17 protein-coding genes and 1 pseudogene are annotated in these 21,314 nt (G+C 67.4%); 9 read left to right on the forward strand and 9 right to left on the reverse strand.

The window, feature by feature from the left end:
* Positions 1–6: 6 nt before the first annotated feature.
* The 6 genes from hpaH to F3087_RS37090 all read left to right on the forward strand — a co-directional run bounded on the left by hpaH (position 7) and on the right by F3087_RS37090 (position 6,790).
* Positions 7–792 (forward strand): 2-oxo-hept-4-ene-1,7-dioate hydratase, encoded by a 786-nt coding sequence (gene hpaH / locus F3087_RS37065; protein WP_150406797.1) that lies wholly within the window; start codon positions 7–9, stop codon positions 790–792.
* A complete protein-coding gene (locus tag F3087_RS37070) occupies positions 777–1,583 on the forward strand; it encodes an HpcH/HpaI aldolase family protein (RefSeq protein ID WP_150406798.1) in 807 nt (268 codons plus the stop codon). Before hpaH ends, F3087_RS37070 begins: the two co-directional genes overlap by 16 nt.
* Before the next feature lie 24 nt (positions 1,584–1,607).
* A complete protein-coding gene (locus F3087_RS37075) occupies positions 1,608–3,023 on the forward strand; it encodes an aldehyde dehydrogenase family protein (protein WP_150406799.1) in 1,416 nt (471 codons plus the stop codon).
* 63 nt (positions 3,024–3,086) lie between these two features.
* Positions 3,087–5,189 (forward strand): acyltransferase family protein, encoded by a 2,103-nt coding sequence (locus tag F3087_RS37080; RefSeq protein WP_223885635.1) that lies wholly within the window; start codon positions 3,087–3,089, stop codon positions 5,187–5,189.
* Positions 5,190–5,297: 108 nt separating this feature from the next.
* Positions 5,298–6,212 (forward strand): alpha/beta hydrolase family protein, encoded by a 915-nt coding sequence (locus F3087_RS37085; protein WP_223885636.1) that lies wholly within the window; start codon positions 5,298–5,300, stop codon positions 6,210–6,212.
* A 134-nt stretch (positions 6,213–6,346) separates the two neighbouring features.
* Positions 6,347–6,790, forward strand: a complete 444-nt coding sequence (locus F3087_RS37090) for a nuclear transport factor 2 family protein (RefSeq protein ID WP_150406800.1) — start codon at positions 6,347–6,349, stop codon at positions 6,788–6,790.
* A 7-nt stretch (positions 6,791–6,797) separates the two neighbouring features.
* Here F3087_RS37090 and F3087_RS37095 read toward each other — a convergent pair whose 3' ends face one another.
* The 3 genes from F3087_RS37095 to F3087_RS37105 all read right to left on the reverse strand — a co-directional run bounded on the left by F3087_RS37095 (position 6,798) and on the right by F3087_RS37105 (position 10,137).
* Positions 6,798–7,433: a hypothetical protein gene (locus F3087_RS37095; RefSeq protein WP_223885637.1), complete on the reverse strand. Its 636-nt coding sequence runs from the start codon at positions 7,431–7,433 to the stop codon at positions 6,798–6,800.
* An 80-nt stretch (positions 7,434–7,513) separates the two neighbouring features.
* A complete protein-coding gene (locus F3087_RS37100) occupies positions 7,514–8,278 on the reverse strand; it encodes an LGFP repeat-containing protein (RefSeq protein ID WP_150406802.1) in 765 nt (254 codons plus the stop codon).
* A gap of 101 nt (positions 8,279–8,379) precedes the next feature.
* Complete coding sequence (locus F3087_RS37105; protein ID WP_223885638.1) at positions 8,380–10,137, reverse strand: DUF4185 domain-containing protein; 1,758 nt, start codon at positions 10,135–10,137, stop codon at positions 8,380–8,382.
* A gap of 178 nt (positions 10,138–10,315) precedes the next feature.
* Here F3087_RS37105 and F3087_RS37110 point away from each other — a divergent pair, with 178 nt between their 5' ends.
* Positions 10,316–10,672, forward strand: a complete 357-nt coding sequence (locus F3087_RS37110) for a hypothetical protein (RefSeq protein ID WP_150406803.1) — start codon at positions 10,316–10,318, stop codon at positions 10,670–10,672.
* 130 nt (positions 10,673–10,802) lie between these two features.
* On the forward strand, positions 10,803–11,051 hold the full coding sequence (locus F3087_RS37115; protein ID WP_150406804.1) for a pyridoxamine 5'-phosphate oxidase family protein: 249 nt from the start codon (positions 10,803–10,805) through the stop codon (positions 11,049–11,051).
* 9 nt (positions 11,052–11,060) lie between these two features.
* Here F3087_RS37115 and F3087_RS37120 read toward each other — a convergent pair whose 3' ends face one another.
* The 4 genes from F3087_RS37120 to F3087_RS37135 form a co-directional block, all read right to left on the reverse strand.
* Entirely contained in the window at positions 11,061–12,659 is a 1,599-nt protein-coding gene (locus tag F3087_RS37120) for a GAF domain-containing sensor histidine kinase (protein WP_150406853.1), read from the reverse strand.
* A gap of 41 nt (positions 12,660–12,700) precedes the next feature.
* Positions 12,701–13,348, reverse strand: a complete 648-nt coding sequence (locus tag F3087_RS37125) for a response regulator transcription factor (RefSeq protein WP_150406805.1) — start codon at positions 13,346–13,348, stop codon at positions 12,701–12,703.
* Positions 13,349–13,434: 86 nt separating this feature from the next.
* Complete coding sequence (locus tag F3087_RS37130) at positions 13,435–14,391, reverse strand: acyl-ACP desaturase (protein ID WP_150406806.1); 957 nt, start codon at positions 14,389–14,391, stop codon at positions 13,435–13,437.
* Positions 14,381–15,181: a sigma 54 modulation/S30EA ribosomal C-terminal domain-containing protein gene (locus F3087_RS37135; protein ID WP_223885639.1), complete on the reverse strand. Its 801-nt coding sequence runs from the start codon at positions 15,179–15,181 to the stop codon at positions 14,381–14,383. The genes F3087_RS37130 and F3087_RS37135 overlap by 11 nt, the downstream gene beginning before the upstream one ends.
* 367 nt (positions 15,182–15,548) lie before the next feature.
* Here F3087_RS37135 and rph point away from each other — a divergent pair, with 367 nt between their 5' ends.
* A complete protein-coding gene (gene rph / locus F3087_RS37140; RefSeq protein WP_150406807.1) occupies positions 15,549–18,140 on the forward strand; it encodes a rifamycin-inactivating phosphotransferase in 2,592 nt (863 codons plus the stop codon).
* Between the two features lie 4 nt (positions 18,141–18,144).
* Here the strand turns inward: rph and F3087_RS47555 are convergent, their stop codons facing one another.
* Both F3087_RS47555 and F3087_RS37145 read right to left on the reverse strand, forming a co-directional pair.
* Positions 18,145–18,948 (reverse strand): MSCRAMM family protein, encoded by an 804-nt coding sequence (locus F3087_RS47555; protein ID WP_223885641.1) that lies wholly within the window; start codon positions 18,946–18,948, stop codon positions 18,145–18,147.
* A gap of 24 nt (positions 18,949–18,972) precedes the next feature.
* Positions 18,973–21,285: pseudogene (locus F3087_RS37145) on the reverse strand (MMPL family transporter); the annotation flags it as partial.
* Between the last annotated feature and the right edge of the window lie 29 nt (positions 21,286–21,314).

Genomic DNA, 21,314 nt, shown 5'->3' on the forward strand with positions numbered 1-21,314 from the left:
GAACCGATGCTGCCCACCGAGGCGATCGCGGCGATCGCCGACGAGTTGGCCGCGGCCGAGCGGGACCGCCGCACCATCCCGCTGCTGACCGCCCGCTACCCCGGCATGACCGTGGCGGATTCCTATGCGGTGCAGAACGAATGGCGTCGCCGCGGTGTCGCGAGCGGACGCAAGCCCGTCGGCCGGAAGATCGGGCTCACCAGCAAGGTGATGCAGGCGGCGACCGGCATCACCGAGCCGGACTACGGGGCCATCTTCGCCGACATGGTCTACGACAACGGGTCCGTCATCGAGCACGGGCGATTCGCCAATGTGCGGATCGAGGTCGAACTCGCCTTCGTGCTCTGCGCACCCGTCGACGGTCCCGGCGCGACCATCTTCGATGTGCTGCGGGCCACCGAGTACGTGGTCCCGGCGCTGGAGATCCTGAGCTCGCGGATCGACCTGCCCGGGCGGACCATCGTCGACACGATCAGCGACAACGCGGCGATGGGCGGGATGGTCTACGGCGGAAATCCGGTGCGGCCCAGCGACATCGACCTGCGCTGGGTCTGCGCGCTGCTGTACCGCAACGAGACGATCGAGGAATCGGGGGTCGCCGCCGCGGTGCTCAACCATCCCGCGACCGGGGTGGCCTGGCTGGCGAACAAGCTCGGCGAGCACGGCGATCGGCTCGACGCGGGCGAGATCGTGCTCGCCGGGTCGTTCACCCGCCCGCTGTGGGTCGAGCAGGGCGACACCATCCTCGCCGACTACGGACCGATGGGAACGATCTCATGCCGATTCGCCTGAATCGGACGCTGCGCGACGCGCTCGCCGACAGCGGTCGACCGCTGTACGGCGGGTGGATCACCACCGGATCACCGGTGGCGGCCGAGATCATGGCCGGGTCCGGGCTCGACTGGGTGCTCATCGACATGGAGCACGCGCCGAACGGGTTGGAATCGGTTCTGGTGCAACTGTATGCGGTGTCGGGCTATGCGGTGACGCCGGTCGTGCGGGTGCCGGTCGGCGACACCGTCGTCATCAAACAGGTCTTGGATCTGGGTGCCCAGAACATCCTGGTGCCGATGATCTCCACTGCGGAACAGGCGCGGGATGTCGCTGCGGCCGCGCAGTATCCGCCGATCGGGCGGCGCGGAGTCGGTAGTGCGTTGGCGCGCTCCGCGCGATGGAATCGCATCGATGACTATCTTCCCCATGCGGCCGAACATGTCTCGGTGTTCGTGCAGATAGAGACTCTCGATGGTGTCGAGAACGCCCGGGCGATCGCCGAAACGCCGGGTATCGACGGCGTTTTCGTCGGACCGAGCGACCTCGCGGCCGCGATGGGGTTGCTCGGGCAGCAGACCCACCCGGACGTCACCGCACAGGTGCGCAAAGCCTTCGCCGAGGTCATCGACGCCGGAAAACCGGTAGGCGTCAACGCTTTCGACCCCGCGCAGGCGACGGCGTACGCCGGCCACGGGGCCACGTTCCTGCTCGTCGGCGCGGACGCCGCCCTGCTCGCCCGCGGATCCGAAGCCCTCGCCCACCGATTCATCGGCGCACCGCCCGACGAAACCGCCCGCGGCAGCTACTGATCGACCACACAGAAGGACTTGGCAATGACGTCAACGACGGTCAGCTACGACACCCTCCTCGCGACCATCACCGACCCCGACGGGCGCGCCATCCCGGACCCCGCGACCGGAGAGGTGGTGGGACGAGTCCGTTTTCGGCCCGTCGAGGAACTCGACGCGGCGATCGCGCGCGCCCGCACCGCGCAAATCGCCTGGGCGGCACGCACCGACGAGGACCGCGTAGACCTTCTGCTGCGTGCGGCCGACGCCGTCGAGGCCGCGACCGAGCCACTCGCCGAATTGCTTTCGCGGGAACAGGGCAAGCCGCTCAACGGCCCCAACGCCCGTTTCGAGGTCGGCGCCTGCGTCTCGTGGCTGCGGGCCACCGCGGCAACGACATTGCCCGGTGAGACAGTGGTCGACGACGAAACCACCCATGCGGAACTGCGTTATCGCCCACTCGGTGTGGTCGGCGCCATCGGCCCGTGGAACTGGCCGATGATGATCACCATCTGGCAGATCGCCCCTGCCTTGCGGATGGGCAACACCACCGTGGTCAAGCCCTCGGAGTACACGCCGCTGAGTGTGCTCGCGCTGGTCGAGGTGCTCAACAGCGTTCTCCCCCAAGATGTTTTGCAAGCAGTGGCGGGTGCGGGCGAACTCGGTGCCCGCCTGGCCGGTCATCCCGATATCGCCAAGGTCATGTTCACCGGGTCCACCCGAACCGGCCAGGCCGTCATCAAGAGCTCGGCCGAGACCGTGAAACGATTGACCCTCGAGCTCGGCGGCAACGACGCCGGCATCGTCCTGCCCGACGTGGACCCGCAGGCGATCGCCGACGACCTGTTCTGGGGCGCGTTCATCAACACCGGCCAGACCTGTGCGGCCATGAAACGCCTCTACGTCCACGCCGACGTCTACGACGCTGTCTGCGCGGCCCTCGTCGAGATCGCCGCCAACACCCCGATGGGCCGCGGCCTGCACGAAGCCAATGTGCTTGGCCCGCTACAGAACCGCCAGCAGTTCGACATCGTCTCCCGACTGGTCGAAGCGGCCCGCGCGTCCGGCGCCACGCTGCTCACCGGTGGTGATCCCGATCGCACCGCTCCCGGCAATTTCTATCCGCTCACCTTGGTCGCCGACATCGACAACGACAACCCCCTGGTCGCGGAGGAACAGTTCGGCCCGGCCCTCCCGATCATCCGCTACCGCGACGTCGAGGACGCCATCACCATGGCCAACGCCCTCGACGTCGGCCTCGGCGCATCGGTCTGGAGCGCCGACAAGGCCGCCGCCCGCACCATCGCCGCCCGCCTCGAGGCCGGCACCGTCTGGATCAACTCACACGGCGGCGTGCACCCGATGATCCCGTTCGGCGGCGTCAAGCAGTCCGGCTACGGCCTCGAATTCGGCGTCGAAGGCCTCAAATCCGTCTCCGCACCCCAGGTCGTCAACGGCTGACCGGCACCGGCGAGTTAGCGGTGGATTCGCCGAAGGGGCGGTCACCGAAGTAATCTTCGTACGGTGTCCATTCATCGCCCACTATGGACCCTTCCGCCGGATGAGCGTGTAACCCCGCCGGACCAGTCCGCGTCAACCAGCTACCGCGCGGACCTGGATGGGCTCCGCGGGCTGGCGATCGCGCTGGTCGTAGTGTTCCACGTGTGGTTCGGGCGGGTGTCCGGGGGCGTGGACGTCTTCCTGGTGCTGTCCGGTTTCTTCTTCACCGGATTGCTGGTGCGCCGGGCCGAATCGACCGGATCGGTGGGCATAGGTCACACGCTGCGGCGTACGGCACGCCGGCTGATTCCGGCGACGGCGGTGGTGCTGGCCGCGATCGTGGCCGCGACGGTCATCCTGCGGCCCTACACGCAATGGTCGGACGTGGCCGCCCAGACGTTGGCCTCGATGTTCTACTACCAGAACTGGCAACTCGCGCTGACCTGGTCGGACTATCTGGCCGCGGATCCGTCGGTGAGTCCGCTGCAGCACCTGTGGTCGATGTCGGTCCAGGGCCAGTTCTATCTCGCCGCGCTCGCGCTGGTCGCCGGGACCGCCTGGGCCCTCCGACGCAGCGAACGGACAGCTCGGCTGCGCCCGGTGCTGGGCACGGTGATCGCCGTGGCCGCCGTCGCGTCGTTCTGGCTCGCCGCGACGGGAACGGCCACGCATCAGGGCTGGAACTACTACGACAGCTTCGCCAGAGCATGGGAGTTGCTGGTCGGCGCGGGCCTGGCCATCGCGGCCCCGTATCTGCGCCTGCCGCACAAACTTCGAGTTGGGTTGGCCGGTCTCGGACTGGCCGGTGTCGTGTTGTGCGGGTGGTTGATCCTCGACGGTGCCAACCGATTCCCCGGCCCGTACGCCCTGTTGCCGGTCGGTGCCGCCGCGGCGCTGATCGTCTCGGGCAACAACCTCGCCGCCGATCAGCGGCCGCTGTTCAATCGGCTCTTGTCGACCCCGGGGATCCGCTGGCTCGGGGACATCGCTTATCCCCTATACCTGTGGCATTGGCCGATCCTCATTTTCTACCTCGCCGAACTCGGCCACCCCAGCGCGGGACTGCTCGACGGTCTGGGCATCATCGCGGTCTCGGTGGTCTTGGCCTGGGTCACCCACCGCGTGGTCGAGGAACCGCTGCGCGTGCGCTCGCGGGGCGGCGCCGACCATTCGATGCGGGCTCGGCGCACCGCCACCTGGGTGGTCACGGCGGCGGCCGTGCCGATGGTCGCGGTCACCGTGCTCTGGCAGATCGCGGTGGGAGTCAGTCCGCCACGACCGGTCGGCGCCCTGAATCCGACGCTGTATCCCGGGGCGGAAGCCCTGGTCTCCGGTCGGCCCACGCCGCACGCGCGCATGCGGCCGACGGTTTTCGAAGCGCCCGCCGACGCGCCCGCACCCACCTCGGACGGCTGCATCGCCGATTGGGACAACGCGGAACTCATCACCTGCACCTACGGCGATCCGGACGCCGAGCACACGCTGGCCGTGGTCGGCAGCTCGCACGCCGAGCACTGGCTGCCGGCGCTGGAGGTCCTGGCCGAGCGGCATCCGTTCCGCATCCAGGTCTATCTGAAGATGGGCTGCCCGCTCACCCTGGCCGAGGACGCGACCTACAAGGGCGAGCTGATCCCCGATTGCCGCGACTGGTCCCAGCAGGTGATCGAGCGGCTCGGCGCCGACCGGCCGGACTGGGTGTTCACCACCGGTACCCGGCCGCGCGACGACACCGGCGACGAAACCCCGCGCGAGTACCTCGACGTCTGGTCGGCGCTCGGCGAACGCGGCCTCAACGTCATCGCGATCCGCGACACGCCGTGGCTGCGCAGCAATGGGGTTCGCTACAAGGCCATCGACTGCCTGGCCAAGGGCGGCGATCGGATCAGCTGCGGGATGAAGCGCACGGACGCGCTCGACCCGATCAACCCCGAGCTCGCGCCGACCTGGTCGTTCCCCAACGTGTACCCGATCGACCTCACCGACGCGGTCTGCGAAGGCACGGTGTGCCCGGTCTCCATCGGCAACATCCTGGTCTACCACGACGAACATCACCTGACCGCAAGCTATTCGCGCTCGCTGGCCGACGAACTGGGCCGTCGGCTACAGCCGTTGCTCGGCTGGTGGTAGGCCCTGCGACCGCTCTCGTGAAATCCCGGTGCGCGCAATAGTGTCCGATTTCGCGGGATCGAGTACGTTGGCAACGATGTCGTCGGTGTTGCGGGAGTATTGAGAATCGTGGTCAGCGGAACCATTCGCCGAGCCTGGAAACCGGTCTTGGCGACGCTACTCGCCGTCGCCGCCGTGATCGCCGGAAATACGGTCACCGAACCGGTTTTCACCGCCGCGGTAACCCTCGAGACCACGCCTGCCATTCCGGGCATTCCGCTGCGCATCGCGTACGGCACCTCTCCGGACATGTTCGGTGATCTATATCTCCCCACCACCGGATCCGCGCCGTATCCCGTGGTCGTGCTGATCCATGGCGGCGGCTGGTCGCAGAATCGCACGCTCGACCATGTCGGGCCGCTGGCCGCGTCGCTGGCCGAAGCCGGCGTCGCGGTGTGGAACATCGAGTATCGGCGGGTCAACGGCGTCGGCGGCTGGCCTATGACGCTCACCGACGTCGATGACGCCGTGCGGTCCCTCGCGACCGTGGTGAATCTGCGTTCCGGCAATCGCCTGGATCTGCAACGGGTCCATCTGGCCGGTCATTCGGCGGGCGGGCAACTGGCGGCGTGGGTGGCCGGACGGCAGAGCACCGAGACACCGCCCAACGCGGTTCGCATTCGCAGCGTCACCCTGATGGCCGGCGTGCTGGATCTCGTGTTCGCGGTGAACAACGGACGCGACGGGTACGTCCGCAAGCTGCTCGGCGGGCGGCCCGACGACGTCCCGGATCGCTATCGGATGGCGTCCCCGATCGCACACCTGCCCGTCGGCGTCCGGATCAGCGCCCTGCACGGCGACCGGGACACCGTGGTCGCCCCCGCGCAGAGCCGACGCTATGTCGCCGCCGCGCAACGGGCGGGCCTGAGCGCGGATCTGCAAATCCTCGACGGGACCGGGCACGGCGAGTTCGCCGACGCCAATTCACCCGCGTGGGCCGCCGCCCGCAAAACCATCCTCGCCAACGTCACCGAACTCCGATAGCCCTTACGGCGCAAGCCCTTTGACTCCGCCTCGATTCAGCCGATCGGCTGGCCAGTTCAGCTCGTCAGGGGGCTGTGCCCGAATCCTCGCGGCCGATAGCGTTCGGTTCTCGTTATCGCTCTATAGGAGGCTAGGTGCTCGACATTCAGGAGATCTCCGACCGGTTGGAGATTCAGGAATTGCAGGTGGCGTATTCGACCGCGATCGATAGCCGGGATTTCGACGCCCTGGACGACGTGTTCGCGCCCGAGGCCGACATCGATCTGACCCCGTTCGGCGCTATCGCGGGCAAACTCCCCGAAATGAAGAAATGGCTCGCCGAGAGCATGGCGTACCTGCCCGCCTCCCAGCATCTGCTGGGCAACCCGGAAATCCGGGTCGACGGCGACCGGGCGACCGGCCGGGTGATGTGCTACAACGCGATCGCGTTCCCGGTCGAGGACGACGAGCCGACGATCGCGCTGCTCGGCATGTGGTACCTCGACGACTATGTCCGCACCCCGCAGGGCTGGCGGATCGCCCGGCGCAGCCAGCAGCGCAGCTGGGCGCAGGGTCTGCCCACCGCGCCCGCGAGCTGACCTTCGATCACGCGTGCCCGCCGCCCAGTCCCGGCTTGTTCAGTCGTGGCTGGGTGCCGAAGGTCGGGCGGTCGGTGGTTTCCACCGGTTCCGGCACGTCGGCTATCGCGCCACGGGTGTCGGCGCGCGCGGCGACCTGGCGTTGGGCGAACGCGATATCGCGCGCGGTGCGCACGGACAACCGGCCCAGCGAGGTGGCGGCGAAGAAGAGGATGAGCGCGCCGAGGCCGTAGAAGAAGGTCAGTTGCAGGACAGCGCGTTTCAGGTCGGAAGTCGCGACCGGATCGCCGTGCGAGCCGATGCTCAGCGCGTCCGCGAGGAACGGCCCGATGATGAACCACAGGCCGGCCGCTGCGGCCAGCCAGCCGCCGAAGCCGGCGACCAGGCGATTACGGCTGGCCAGCATCAGCCAGCCACCGACAACCGCGGTGGCGCCGGGTAGGACTTCGAGCCAGCCACGCGCCGATGTCCACACCCAGGAGTCGTCGGGCGTGTAGGCGAAATTGAAGTACGGCCCGATGAACGGAATCAGGGCACCCCAGATCCCGAGCAATAACACCGCAAACCCACCGAGGGCGCCGCGGCTGCGCGGAATCCGCAATCTGGGGCCGCGGTCCGCGGAAACGTTGTCGTCGACGTTCATCAGAGCCTCCATTCGTCGAAGTAGCTGCGATTACCGCGTACCCTCGACGGACGGACATATGCACGAGATGCATAAATGACTCAGCGCGGTGGCCGCCATTCGATACGACCGCCCTGGAAGTCCTGGGCCCGGCCGCCGTTGTAGTCGTATTCGTCGCTGATCGGGTAGCCGTAGCGGCCGTTCTCCCAGTTCTGGCCGGCCCAGATGTCGCGGATAGCGCCGACGATCACCCGCGCGCCGGTATCGGCCGACCAATAGATCGAGCCGCCCTCGAAATGCTGTCCGGCACCGTTGTTCTTGGCGCGGAACTCGTCGGTGGCGGGGAAGCCGAGCCGGCCGTCCTCCCAGGAGAGGGTGGCCCACTTGTCCCGGATCGCGCCCCAGGTGTTGTGCGCGCCGGTCGCTCGCGACCAGTGGATGGTGCCACCCTCGAAGTGGTTGAAGCGCCCCGGCTTTCGAGTCGCCAGCTCCCTGGTGGTCGGATAGCGCAATGCGCCGTCCTCCGCGCCGAGGTCGTCCCACTTGGCGCGGATGGCGCCGCCGATCTGATTGGCGTGGCCGTCGGAGACCAGCGGATGCCAATAGATCGAGCTGTCCTTCTCGAACTCCTGGTGGCGGCCGCCGCGGGAGGCGTCGGACTCGGGGTTCACCGCCAGGCCGAAGAAGCCTGCACCGCCGGCCTCGTCGTATTCGACCCGGATCGCCCCGTAGATCGGATACGGCTGCGCGGAGGCCTGGGTGGTGCTCAAGCAGAGAGTGGTGAGCGCCGCGAGGACCGTGGCGGCGCGGACAATTCGGGCCGCTCGACGTCGACCATTTTTCGGATACCGCGGATCGGGTGACATGACCCCTCCTTGCGCCCCATGTATCCGACCCAGTTTACTTGCGCCCGAGCGCTTTAGACAGGGCCGCAGCGCCACTTGACAACCGGGTATCGCGGGCAGCGCTACCGGTAGTAGACCTCGAGTTCCGCGATCGAGGTGAAATACGAACTGCCGCCGGGCTTTCCGACGATCCGCACGCCGTCACCGGCCAGTGTGGCGAAGTTGAACGTGTAGCTCTTGAATTCGCCGGCCGCGGACGTATATGGATACCGGGGCTCGACTTTCGTGTTCTGCGCGTCGATCCACTGGAAATTCTGCCGCACCTGAACGCGCAACCCCGCCGCGAACCAGCCTCCGTCGTCGAACATTTCGCCGGTCGTATAGACGACCTGGTTCAGCAGATACGGCTTCGACCAGGTGAATCCCCAGTAGTCCAGGTCCTTGTTCTCCTGATCGAAGCTGTTCTCGCTCTTGGTGAAATCGCCGTCGTTGTAGTACTCGGTGTGGCCGTAATGTGCGGACTTCTCGATGGGCGTGACGGACGCGCCGCTGTAGGCGAGGTTGTCGCGCGGGTCCGGCTGGTTCGTCGGCGACTGCGCGCTGAACGGTTGCAACGCCAGTTTTCGCAGGTTGAAGCTGTACGCGGTGTCGCCGCCCGCGCTGCCCACCCACCAGTTCGACTGCACCCACATCGAGGTGCCGTCGGGTGAGATGAACTTGGACGGGATGGTGGTGGCGTAGCCGCCGTTCTTCGGACCGGGACAGCCGGGCCCGCGACCGAACCACGGATAGCCGCCGAAATCCTTGGTGAGGAACAGTTTCCAGGGTCCCCACGGCGAAGGCGCCTCGTAGAACTCGAACGTGTACTCCGTCCATGACGTGTACAGGTACCGGTTCAGCGCCTTGACGTAGACGACGCCGCCCTGCGCGAGCACCGACAGGTTGTGCGGGTTCTCGCGATAGTTGCGCAGCGTCGTGTACTGCCGCCGGGTGTCGCGCAGCACCGCGCGGCGTTCCTCCAGCTGCTTGCTCCACCGCGGCTTGTCGCCGTCGAGCCCGGCGAAGAACTCCCACCGATTACGTTTCTCGACAGCGTCTTTCGGGGCCCGCGCGAGATACAGGTCGAACGGGTCGGCCACCGTCGCGGTGAAGGAACCGCGCCAATTGCCGTCCAGGCCATAGGCATAGACGTAGCGCGCGGCATCCGCGCCCAGCGCCGCCGCGGCATCGCCGGAGTCGCGGCCGAAGTCGATGAAGAAGATCGTGGTGAAGACGCCGCCGGTGAACATCGGCTGCTGCGTCTTGTGCCAGGTCTGCCCGTGATCGTCCGACCACGAAACGCTGGCGGCGGGCGCGTCATTGAACGCGATGTCCTCGTGACCGGCCCGCAGGTCCTGGATCGCCAGATAGAGCCGGCCGTCTACGCAGACGATCCCGGTCGGCTTGCGGTTGTACCGCTCGGGGTCGCCCCACACGGCCCCGACCGCGTCGGAAACCGCCAGCACCTCCCCGGTGAACCCGTTTTTCGGATCCCCGCTGATCCGATTCACCGCGATGTCGTGCCGCGGTCCGTCGCCGAATCCGCTGCCGTCGCCGTTGACCGAGTACAGGTTGTCGTCGTCCGCCCAGCAGGTCACCCACAGGTCGCCGTCGCTCTCGCTGTCGACCTCGAGCGCGTTTCCTACCGCCGCGGTCGCGAAGAACGTGCTCAGCTCGGCGGCGGGAGCATCACGCGCACTGGGTTTTTCACCGCTGCCGTGCTCGGTCTCCAGCACCGGCGAGCGCGACTGCGCCGACCCGGCTCCCCCGAATCCGACGGCCAGCACCCCCGCGGCCCCCGACACCCCGGCGATGAACCGCCGCCGGCCCATCCCACTCACCGACGCCCCCTCGGCACCGAACCCATAACGCCGTTCACGCACACCATCTTTCGAGCAAGACCATTTCCGGCACCGACAGTAGCCGCTACCGCTGGCGAACTCTTTCCGAGGACGGTGCGCGCCCGCGAAAGGCCGGCAACTCTACGATTCATCTACCGAGACCAGAGAGTGAGCACGCATGGAGATCGAGGAAGGTCGGACGAGTGCGCCCACGCGGTGGGCGGTGGCGATGTGGGGTGTGATCATCGCGGTGCTGGGCGCGCCGGTCGCGGCGGCCCTGGTCGGGATCTTTTACCGGTTCCCGATCCCGTTCGGTGACGACGCGCGCGGCGTCGCGGAGGTCGGCAATGCGGCACTGGCGTCGGTGTTCTACCTGATCAAGGGCGAGGGATTCGTACTGGCGGCCCTCGGTGGCGGCGTCGGCTACTTCCTCGCCAGAGCCCTCGGACCCGGTCTGATCCGCCCGCTGGCACTGTCCGTCCTGGCCGCGTTCGGCCTGGCGCTGCTCGGCGCGATCAGCCTCGCCTCGATGTAGGACGAAGGTCACCGAAGCAGGGTCACAGGCCCCTGGCCGGGAGGTTCGTCGGCATGATGCGATCAATCCTCTAGGGAGGAGCTCGCGATGAACCGTCCGGAAGAACAGGTAGTGCGAGAGCGGCAGCAAATTGGTCACGCGCACCATCCACTCCGTCGTCTTGTTCGAAGCCGACCTGGTGACGGCCGAGAAACGGGAGGCATGGAGCGTAGTGGCCCGCGGGCGGGCTCAGCATTTGCGGACGGCCGCCGATATCCACTACGCCGATGGGCTCGCCATTCGCCCTTGGGTGGAGACGCCCAAATATGAGTACGTGCGGATCGCCGTCCAGTCCATCACCGGCCGCCTGTTCCGGTTGAGCGACAACGTTTCGGCTTGAGGCCGATCGCTACGGCAAAGGCGCTCGCCAGCGCAGCACGGTCCCCGTACCCTCGCGGCGCTCGACGCTGAAGCTGCCGCCATGCCGCTCGGCTCGTGCCGCGAGGTTCGCCAGGCCGCTACGCCGGGAAACGTCGTCCGGGACGCCGATGCCGTCGTCGGTCACCTCGATGGTGACCTCGTCCCGGATCCGGAGTTCCACGGCGACCGTGGTCGCGCGGGCGTGGCGCACGACGTTGCTGACCGCCTCGCGTAGTACCGCTTCGACGTCATCGGACAGTGGCGGCGCCAGCACGGTGACCGGTCCGGCCAGCCGCACGGTGGTCCGCAGTCCGCTGTCGGCGGTCATGTCGGTGACGATGCCGTGCAACCGCTTCCGATACCTGGACGAGTCGGCAGCGGTATCGCTTTGCAAGTCGAAGATCGAATGGCGGATGTCCTGGACGATGGCCTGGATGTCCTCCAGGGTCTCGGTGAGCCGGGAGGTGATGTCCGGCGCGGCGGAGCGTTTGACCGTGCCCTGCAACGACAGTCCGACCGAGAACAGTCGCTGGATGACGTGATCGTGCAGATCACGGGCGATGCGGTCGCGGTCGGACAGGACGTCGACCTCGCGCATCCGTCGCTGGTTGTCGGCCAAGCGCAGCGCCAGGGCGGCCTGGTCGGCGATGGCGGCCATCATCGCCTGCGCCGCGGCGTCCAGCGGCGGCGCGCCCGCGGGACGCACGGTGCCGAGAACACCCAGCACGGAAGACCCGGCGCGTAACGGAAGGATCAGCGCCACACCGTATTTCGCCGCCGAATCCGCGAGTGGCACACCGGTCAGCTTGTCGGCCGACACCGCATGCCCCGCGCGGAAAGCAACCCCGCACGGGGAGTCGACGAGTGATATCCGCTGCCCGGTGAACGCCGCCGCATCGCTCCCGGCCGCGGCGACCACCACCAACTCGGTGATCTCGGCGGCCGGGATATCCCGGTCCGCGGGCAGCGCCAGGTAGGTGCGCGCGGACCCGGTGAGGGTCAGCGCACGTTCGGCGACGAGCTCGAGCACCTCGTCCCGTTCCCCACCCGCGAGTAGCTCGGTGGCCACGTCCCTGGTCGCCTCGAGCCAGCGCTGCCGGACCCGGGACTCCTCATAGAGCCGCGAATTCTCGATGGCGATACCCGCGGCCGCGGCGAGCGCCTGCACGACGATCTCGTCTTCCTCGGTGAATTCCTGCCCGCCCGCCTTCTCGGTCAGATACAGGTTGCCGAACACCTCGCCCCGAACCTGAACGGGCACACCGAGAAACGAGTGCATCGGCGGATGGTTCGCGGGAAAGCCGACCGAGGACGGGTGGCCGGACAGATCGGCGAGCCGGATCGGTGTCGGCTGTTCGATCAACAGGCCGAGGACGCCGTGACCGTGCGGCAGGTCACCGATCTCGCCACGGGTGCGGTCATCGATGCCCTCGTACACGAATTCGGCGAGCCGAGTGCTCGTCCGATCGGACTCCCGCACCCCCAGCGCGCCGTATCGAGCGTCGACGAGTTCGATCGCGGTGTGCACGATGGTGCGCAGCGTGTCGTCGAGATCGAGACCGGCGGTGACCACCAGCATCGCCTCCATGAGCCGATCCCGCGGCAGGGTCACCGGCGTTCGGCCGTCGGTCACGCCGGTCGGTCTCCCACCTCGAGCCGCGAGGCGAGCACGGCGGCCTGCGTGCGGCGCTCGACGCCGAGCTTGGCGAACAGCCGGGAGACGTAGTTCTTCACCGTCTTCTCGGCCAGGAACATCCGCGCCGCGATCTGCCGATTGGTCAGGCCCTCGCCGAGCAGGCCGAGCAGGGACAGTTCCTGCTCGGTCAGGCCGGCCAGCGGGCCGGTGTCGGCCTCGGCGTCCGCGCGGACCTTGGCCATCAGCACCGCCGCGGCGCGGTTGTCCAGCAGCGAGTTGCCCGCGCCGACCTCGCGGATGGCGCTGATCAGCTCGAGGCTGGTCACGTCCTTGACCACGTAGCCGTTCGCACCGGCCAGGATCGCGTCGAGCATGGCCTGCTCGTCGGTGAACGAGGTCAGGATCAGGCAGCGCAGGCCGGGATGCGCGGACAGCAGCTCGCGGCACAGCTCGATGCCGTTGCCGTCGGGCAGGCGCACATCGAGCACGGCGATGTCCGGGCGCAACGCGGGCAGCCGGGCCATAGCCTGGGCGTAGCTGCCCGCCTCGCCGATGACCTCCATGTCCGGCTCCGAGCCGATCAGCTCGCCCACGCCGTGCCGCACGATCTCGTGGTCGTCGACCAGAAAGACCTTGATCATGGGTTCAGCCTACGGAGCCGCAGGCCGCGCGGAACCGGGGTTCGGCCCAGCATTCAGGGACCAAGGTCCCTTGACCGTTCGACTATCTAGTGCTGCTGGCTCAGTTCGCGGGCCAGCAGGCGGTCGCGGCTTTCCTCGAACTTGGGAATCTTCACTCGCTCCAGAGTGTCGAGGAAGCCGGCCAGTCGCTCGCGTACTCGTTCGCCGCGGGCGGTGAAATCGTTGCGCTCGAAGATCTTCCATTGCCGGATCACCGGCCGGATCACTTCGTGCAGATGCTGGGGCAGGTCGTAGACGCCGTGTTTGGCCATCAGCACACCGTTGCGCCGGAAGTCGGGCATGCCCGCGCCCGGCATCTGGAAGTTCTCCACGATGTTGGCTATCGCCTCGATCGCCTGGTCGGGGACCAGATCCAGGGCCGCGCCGCACACCGTGCGGTAGAAGAGCATGTGCAGGTTCTCGTCGGCCGCGATGCGCTGCAACATCCGGTCGGCGATCGGGTCGGCGCAGACCCGGCCGGTGTTGCGGTGGGTGACCCGGGTGGCCAGTTCCTGGAAGCTCACGTAGGCGACCGAGTGCAGGAACCCGGCCGCGCCCTCGAGGTCGACCTTCGTCGGTGCGAAGCCGTTGGTCATATGGACCATACGCGCGGTCTCGAGCGCTACCGGATCGACGCCTCTGGTCACCACGAGGTAGTCGCGGATCACCGTGCTGTGCCGCATTTCCTCCGCGGTCCAGCGACCGACCCAGGTGCCCCACGCGCCGTCGCGGGAGAAGTTCTCGGAGATCTCCCGATGGTAGGAGGGCAGGTTGTCCTCGGTGAGCAGGTTGGTGATCATGGCCGCCTTGGCCACCTCGGTCAGCTTCGATTGTGCCGGCTCCCAAGCGATTCCGCCGAGGTCGGCGAAGTTGCGGCCCTGTTCCCACGGCACGTACTCGTGCGGCTGCCAGTCCTCGGTCCTGGACAGGTGCCGGTTCAGGCAGGTCGCCGCGACGTCTTCGAGTTCGGTGAGGACCTCGCGTTGGGTCAGATCACGCGTCACAGAGGTGTTCGCCTTTCTTGTCGATGAGTCTGATTCCGGTGACCTCGGCCGGGCCGATGAGGGTCAGATCGCCGTCGTAGCGGCGGAGCAGCAGTCGCCCGCGGTTGTCGGCCGGATGGGTGAAGAACAAGTGCGGCAGGCCGTATCGGCACAGGCGGGCGGCGGCCTCGTCGTCGGTCAGCACCAACGCTGGATGCGGATGCACGGTCAACGGCGTAGTCGGGACGGGTGGGCGGACTGTGTACTGGCGGGCCAGCCGCACCCCGAACGGACCGGCCCGGTAGATCACCGCGTCCTCCCCCGTCTCCGCGCAGGTGAAAAGGTTTGCGTCGTAATCCATCTCGTCCAGTACGCGCTGGGCTTCCCGAGGGTCACCGGTCAGTAGGGTGTACGACTTTCGCCGGGTGATCGGACGTCGCTCGGACACGTACGCCAACGGCGGCCGCGCCGGATCCGGCCAGGCCCGCGGCATCGCCCCGGCGGTGCAGCGGATGATCTGCCGCTCCAAGCGGTCGGCGACCAACACAGACACGAACCGGCCGGGTCCGGTGACCTGAACCCGCACCATGGCCAACCGGCACCGAACATTGATCTGCGCCAACACCTCCGACCCGCTGACCTCCGGATGCACCGACAAGCGCACCCGGGCCGACTCGTGAATCCGATGACTGTGCAGCACGTCGCCGACCTCGCGCCGCACCGCGGCCACGTCCTGCGGGTCAACCACCCCGTGCACCGCCACCCCGATGTCCGAATAGCACCCGACCGGCCACAACTCCGTGGAAGTCATGCGACATCACCCTCTTCCAGCTGATTCGTCTCCTCGGTCAACCAAGGAACAGACCACCACCCACCCACTACCGCCGGACAGAGCCGAACGTCCCGTCCCCGAGGGACGTTTCGACCTTTGCGAGCGGACCGCAGGGGCAGCGACATACGTTTCCCCGCAGAGGTTTTCGCCCGAGCCCGCATCGGAATCCAGGAAGTCGGTCCACCGCCCGGACGAGGCCGTTGATTCACTTCGAGGGCACGTGGCAGAAGAGTTGAGTCACGGCGCGAAGCGGAGTGTATACACGATTCCAGGTCCTCATGAGACGTCGGATTGTGGTCCATAATCGCTCGCTGTATGCCGAAACCACCAGGTGAGGAGTAGCGGGATGGGGTTTGTGCTCGGCTTCGGTGAGATCGATCGGACGCAGGTGGCGATCGTGGGTGGTAAGGGGGCGAATCTCGGGGAGTTGTCGCGGGTCGACGGGGTCGAGGTGCCGGCGGGGTTCTGTGTGACGACGGAGGCGTTCGCGCGGGTTGTGGGGGCGGCGATCGAGGATCGGTTGGCGGAGTTGTCGCGGTTGGAGCCCGACGATCGGGCGGCGATCGGCGCGCTGAGTGCGCAGATCCGGCAAGCGGTCGAAGGGCTCGCCATGCCTGACGAGGTCGCGGGCGAGATCATCGACGCGCACGCTCGGCTGGGCGTGGAGGGTGCGTATGCGGTTCGATCGAGTGCGACCGCGGAGGATCTGCCTACCGCGTCCTTCGCGGGCCAGCAGGACACCTATCTGAACATCGTGGGATCGGCGGCGATCCTCGAACACGTCAGCCGGTGCTGGGGTTCGCTGTTCACCGAGCGGGCCGTTACCTACCGTCTGCGAAACGGATTCGACCACAAGGCGATTCAGATGGCGGTGGTCGTGCAGCGGATGGTGTTCCCGCGCGCCGCGGGCATTCTGGTCACCGCCGACCCGGTCACCTCCGACCGGACGGTCGTGTCCATCGACGCCGGCTTCGGCCTCGGCGAGGCCCTGGTTTCCGGCCTGGTGAACGCCGACGTCTACCAGGTGCGCGACGGCAGCATCACCGGCAAGACGATCGCCACCAAGAAACTCGCCATCGAGCCGACCCCGACCGGCGGAACCGAGGTGCGGGAAATCGCCCCGGAACGCCGCAACGAACCGGTCCTCACCGATGCCGAAGTGCTGCGCCTCGCCCAACTCGGCCGTCACATCGAAGCCCATTTCGGCAGCCCGCAGGACATCGAATGGTGCCTCGACGGCGACGCGATCCGTATCGTGCAGAGCAGGCCGATCACCACGCTGTTCCCGATTCCCGTTGCCGCGGACGAGGAGAACCACGTCTACGTGTCGGTCGGCCATCAGCAGATGATGACCGACGCGATGAAGCCGCTGGGAATCTCGCTGTGGCAGATGACGAGTCGCGCGCCCATGCGGGACGCGGGCGGCCGGTTGTTCGTGGATGTCACCAAGGCGCTGTCGTCGCCGAAAACCAGCGCGGGCGTGGCCGCGGCGCTCGGCAAGTCCGATCCCCTCATGGGGGACGCGCTACAGACCGTGATCGATCGCGGCTTCGTTCATCAAGTGCCGGAACCGGTTTCCGCAGCCACGCCTCCGCCTGCGCCCGCACCGATCGAGACAGATCCCGGCATCGTCACCGAGTTGATCGAGGCAAGCGAGGCCTCCTACGCCGCCTTGACTCGCGATATCGAGGCCGTATCCGGACCCGATCTGATCGATTTCATCAAGGCCGACATCCCGGAGTTGCAGCGAGTACTGTTCACCCCGTTGGGTTTACAGGTGATCAATGCTGGGATGGACGCCTCGTTCTGGCTCAACGATCAGCTACAGGAATGGCTGGGCGAGAAGAACGCCGCCGACGCGCTCACCCAGTCGGTCCCCGGGAACGTGACCTCGGAGATGGGCCTGGCCCTGCTGGACGTCGCCGACGTGATCCGCCCGCATCCGGAGGTGGTGGCCTTCCTGCAACAGGTCGAGCAGGCGGGGAACGACGACTTCTTGAACGAGCTGGCGGAATACCAAGGCGGCCAAGAGGTCCGGGCCGCGATCGTGGACTTCCTGGACAAGTACGGCATGCGCTGCGCCGGCGAGATCGATATCACCAGGCCACGCTGGACCGAAAGCCCCGCCACCCTCGTGCCGACAATCCTCGGCAATATCAAGAACTTCGGACCCGGCGCGGGCAGGCAGCGCTTCGAAGACGGTCTGCGCGACGCCGAGCAGACGACACGCACACTCCTGCAACGCTTGCGCGCCCTGCCGGACGGCGAGCAAAAGGCCGAGGAGACCGAGCGGATGATCGACCGCGTCCGCACGTTCTCCGGATATCGGGAGTACCCGAAGTACCGGATGGTCAGCCGCTACTTCGTCTACAAGCAGGCACTGCTGCGCGAGGCCGAAAGCCTGGTGGCGGCAGGCGTTCTGCGCGAACCCGAAGACATCTTCTACCTGAAGTTCGACGAACTCAGCGAGGTGGTCCGAACACGCAGCGCCAGTGCGGAACTCATCGACGAACGCAAGGAAGCGTTCCGCACGTACCAAACGCTCACCGCACCGCGCGTGCTCACCTCCGACGGCGAGACCCTCACCGGTGCGTACCGCCGCGAAGACCTGCCCGCGGGCGCGCTGCCCGGAATGGCGGTGTCCGCCGGGACGATCGAGGGCCGCGCCCGCGTCGTATCCGACATCGCGGAGGCCGATCTCGAAGCGGGCGACATCCTCGTCACCGCCTACACCGATCCGAGCTGGACCCCGCTGTTCGTCGCGATCGCGGGCCTGGTGACCGAGGTCGGCGGCCTGATGACGCACGGCGCGGTGATCGCCCGCGAGTACGGGCTGCCCGCCGTCGTCGGCGTCGAGCACGCCACCGAGCTGATCCGCGACGGGCAGCGCATCCGGGTGAACGGCACGGACGGATACGTCGAGATCCTGTCGGAGTGAAAGATCAGGACAGGTCGGCGTATTCGTCGGCGCCGAAGCTGAGCCGGATGTCGTGATCGACCTGGTTGCCGGTGATGGTCACCTGGCCCGTCACCAGCGGGTACCCGCGAGCGACGACGGTGTACTCGCCCTCGGGCAGGTCGGCGACGGTGTAGCGGCCGTCCGCGTCGGTGTGGGTGGTGCCGACGGGCGCGCCGGACCAGTCGACCACGGTGATCCGGGCGTTGTGCACCGGCCGGCCGTCGGCGCGCACCGTGCCCCACAGCATCGCCATCGGCGCCAGCTCGACGTCGAACCGGAAGCGACCGCCGTCCGGAACGGTCAATGTCGTTGCGGTAGGCCGCATTCGGGCAGCCACCGCGACCAAGGTATAGGTCCCGGCCAGCACGCCCTTGCAGGCGTACGCGCCGTCCGACGACGTCACCGCGGCCCCGACCACCGCACCGCGCAGGTCGGTGACGGTGACCGAGGCACCGGCCACCGGCTCGCGGGCCGCGGTGCGCACCACCCCCGACAACTCGCCGGAGCCGTCCAGCGTGATGTCGACGTGCTGCGCGCCGTCGACGGCGAGGACCTGTACCGCGGCCGGTTGATGCCCGCTCGCCGAGACGATCAGGACGTAGTTTCCCGACGCGGGCGGCTCGATGACGTAACTGCCGCCGCTGTCCCCGGTCGCACGCGAAACCTGGTGTCCGCGTTGGTCGATCAGAGTCAGTACCGCGTCGGGCACCGGCTGCCCGCTGTCCCGGCGGATGCTGCCGCCGATCGTCCGGCCACTCGCCACCGCGGCCGGCACATCCTGTTGCACCCCATTGCCGTTCAGGTGGGCGAGGATCGGTTCCGGTTCGGCGACAACCGGTTCGGGCTGCCGCAGCTCACGCAGCTTCGCGCCCTCGACATCGATGTCCGGCAGAATCCGGTCGAGCCACTTCGGCATCCACCATGCCCCCTTGCCCATGATCACCAGCAGCGCCGGGACCAGCACCATGCGCACCACGAAGGCGTCGATGGCGACACCGCAGGCCAGTGCGAAACCCATGGACTTGGCGGTGACGTCCTGTTCGAGCAGGAAGGAGCCGAACACCGAGATCATGATGATCGCCGCCGAGGTGACCACCCGCGCGCCATGGTGATAGCCGGAGATCATCGCGTCGGTCGGCGACTTGCCGTGCACGTATTCCTCGCGCATGCGGGTCACCAGGAACACCTGGTAGTCCATGGCGAGCCCGAATACCAAGCCGATCAACATGATCGGTAGGAAGCTGACGATGGGCTGCGGATCGGCGATCAGGCCGAAGGTGCCCTCCTGGAAGATCAGCACGGTCGCGCCGAACGTCGCCGCCATGGAGAGCAGGAAGCCGAGCGCCGCGGTGAACGGGACCAGGATGGACCGGAACACCAGGATCAGCAGGACGAACGCCGCGCCGGCCACGATCGCCAGGTACGGGACGATCTTGCCGAGCAGGACGTGGTCCATGTCGGCGTAGATGGCGGTGGTGCCGGTGATGCCGTATTCGATCCCGTATCGCTCGGTCAGTTCCGCCTCGGCGGCACGGGCGTCGCGCACGAGATCCTTGGTGGCCTGGTTGTTCGGCCCCGATCTCGGGACGCCGTTGAGCATGACGCCGAGCTTGTTCGAGCTGAATTGCGGTGTGGTGACGTAATCCATCTCCGGGAACGCGGCCAGCCGATCGCGCAGCGCGGTGACCGCGGCCTCGCGTTCGCCTTCCGGCACGCGCTCCAGATCGGCGGCGACGGTAAGGATGCCGTTGCGGCCTTCACCGAAGCCCGCGGTCCGGATGTCGTAGGCCTGCCGGACCGTGGATTCGGTCGGAAAGCTGTCCTCGCCAGGCAGACCCAGTTGCAGGTTCAGCGCCGGCGTCGCCAGCACGGCCAGCGCCGCCACGGCCATGACCAGCGCGATCCACGGTCGCTTGCCGATCAGCCGGGCCACCCGCATGCCGTTGGTGACGGAGGTGTCGTCCTCCGGGTCGTGCCGGGCGACCAGCGGCAGCTTCGGCTTGAACAGGAAACGGCCGAACGCGCCGAGCAGCGCAGGCATCAGGGTGATCGCGGTGATCACCGCGAACATCGCCGCGACCGCGCCGCCCAGGCCCATGAACGTCAGGAAGTTCACGCCGACGATGCTCAACGCACTCAGGGCGACGATGACGGTGAGGCCCGCGAACACCACCGCGGATCCGGCGGTGCCGACCGAAATACCCGCGGCCTCTTCGGGACTCGCCGCTACCCGCAGTTCGTGTTTGTATCGGGAGACGATGAACAACGCGTAGTCGATGGACAACGCGATGCCGATCATCGACGCCAGGAACGTCGTGAAGCTCGGCACCTCGATGATCGAGGTGCTCAGCGAGATCACCATCATCGCGGCGCCCAGCCCGACGATGGCAGTGATGATCGGCACGAAGGCGGCGACGATGGCGCCGAAGGCGATCACCATGACCACCAATGCCACGCTCATGCCGATCATTTCGGCGTGCCCGCTCGGCTGTTCCTGCTTCTGCTCGATCGCGCCGCCGACCTCTACGGTCAGTCCTTGGGCGCGGGCCGGCGCGGCCACGTCGTAGGCGGCGCGGCGCTCTTCGTCGGTGATGTCCATCGCCGAGGCGATGTCGAACGGCACCGAGAGCACGGCGACGGTCGCCGGGGCGTCCTTGCTCAGCACATTGAGCGGCGCGCCAGAGCATTTCGACGGGTCCGCGTCGGTCAGGCAGCCCATCGTCTTGGTCAGTTCGACCGGGTTCTTCAGTGCCGCGGCTTCTTTTTCGGAGACGAGCTTGCGCTTGCCGTCCTCGACCGTGAGCGTCTTCAGGTCGGCGATCAGCGCGTCGACGGCGTCGCTGTTGCGTTTGTCGGTCAGCTTCGTGCCGTCGGGTGCCTTGATCACGTAGGCGCCGCTGACGGCATCGATACCGAACTGATCGGACATGCCCGGGAACTGCTTGTCCAGGATCTGGGTGGCACGTTCCGACGGCAGCGACGGCATGCTGAACTCGTCGCTCATCGGCTTGCTCAGCAGGCCGCCCGCGGTGCCGAGTACACCGAGGAAGACAAGCCACAGCGGCAGCACGATCCACTTGCGGCGGAACGCGAATTTGCCCCAGCGATAGAGGAATACGGACACGACTAGGTTCTCCTGGAGGTAACCGGATA

The sequence above is a fragment of the Nocardia colli genome, from assembly GCF_008704205.1.
Classification (GTDB): domain Bacteria; phylum Actinomycetota; class Actinomycetes; order Mycobacteriales; family Mycobacteriaceae; genus Nocardia; species Nocardia colli.

Excerpts from the sequence above, each read along its gene's own strand:
- F3087_RS37100 (WP_150406802.1), bottom strand. The coding sequence starts at position 8,278 with ATGTCACCCGATCCGCGGTATCCGAAAAATGGTCGACGTCGAGCGGCC.
- F3087_RS37075 (WP_150406799.1), top strand. The coding sequence starts at position 1,608 with ATGACGTCAACGACGGTCAGCTACGACACCCTCCTCGCGACCATCACC.
- F3087_RS37095 (WP_223885637.1), bottom strand. The coding sequence starts at position 7,433 with ATGAACGTCGACGACAACGTTTCCGCGGACCGCGGCCCCAGATTGCGG.
- F3087_RS37120 (WP_150406853.1), bottom strand. The coding sequence starts at position 12,659 with ATGGAGGCGATGCTGGTGGTCACCGCCGGTCTCGATCTCGACGACACG.
- hpaH (WP_150406797.1), top strand. The coding sequence starts at position 7 with ATGCTGCCCACCGAGGCGATCGCGGCGATCGCCGACGAGTTGGCCGCG.
- F3087_RS37110 (WP_150406803.1), top strand. The coding sequence starts at position 10,316 with ATGGAGATCGAGGAAGGTCGGACGAGTGCGCCCACGCGGTGGGCGGTG.
- F3087_RS37070 (WP_150406798.1), top strand. The coding sequence starts at position 777 with ATGCCGATTCGCCTGAATCGGACGCTGCGCGACGCGCTCGCCGACAGC.
- F3087_RS37135 (WP_223885639.1), bottom strand. The coding sequence starts at position 15,181 with ATGACTTCCACGGAGTTGTGGCCGGTCGGGTGCTATTCGGACATCGGG.
- rph (WP_150406807.1), top strand. The coding sequence starts at position 15,549 with ATGGGGTTTGTGCTCGGCTTCGGTGAGATCGATCGGACGCAGGTGGCG.
- F3087_RS37125 (WP_150406805.1), bottom strand. The coding sequence starts at position 13,348 with ATGATCAAGGTCTTTCTGGTCGACGACCACGAGATCGTGCGGCACGGC.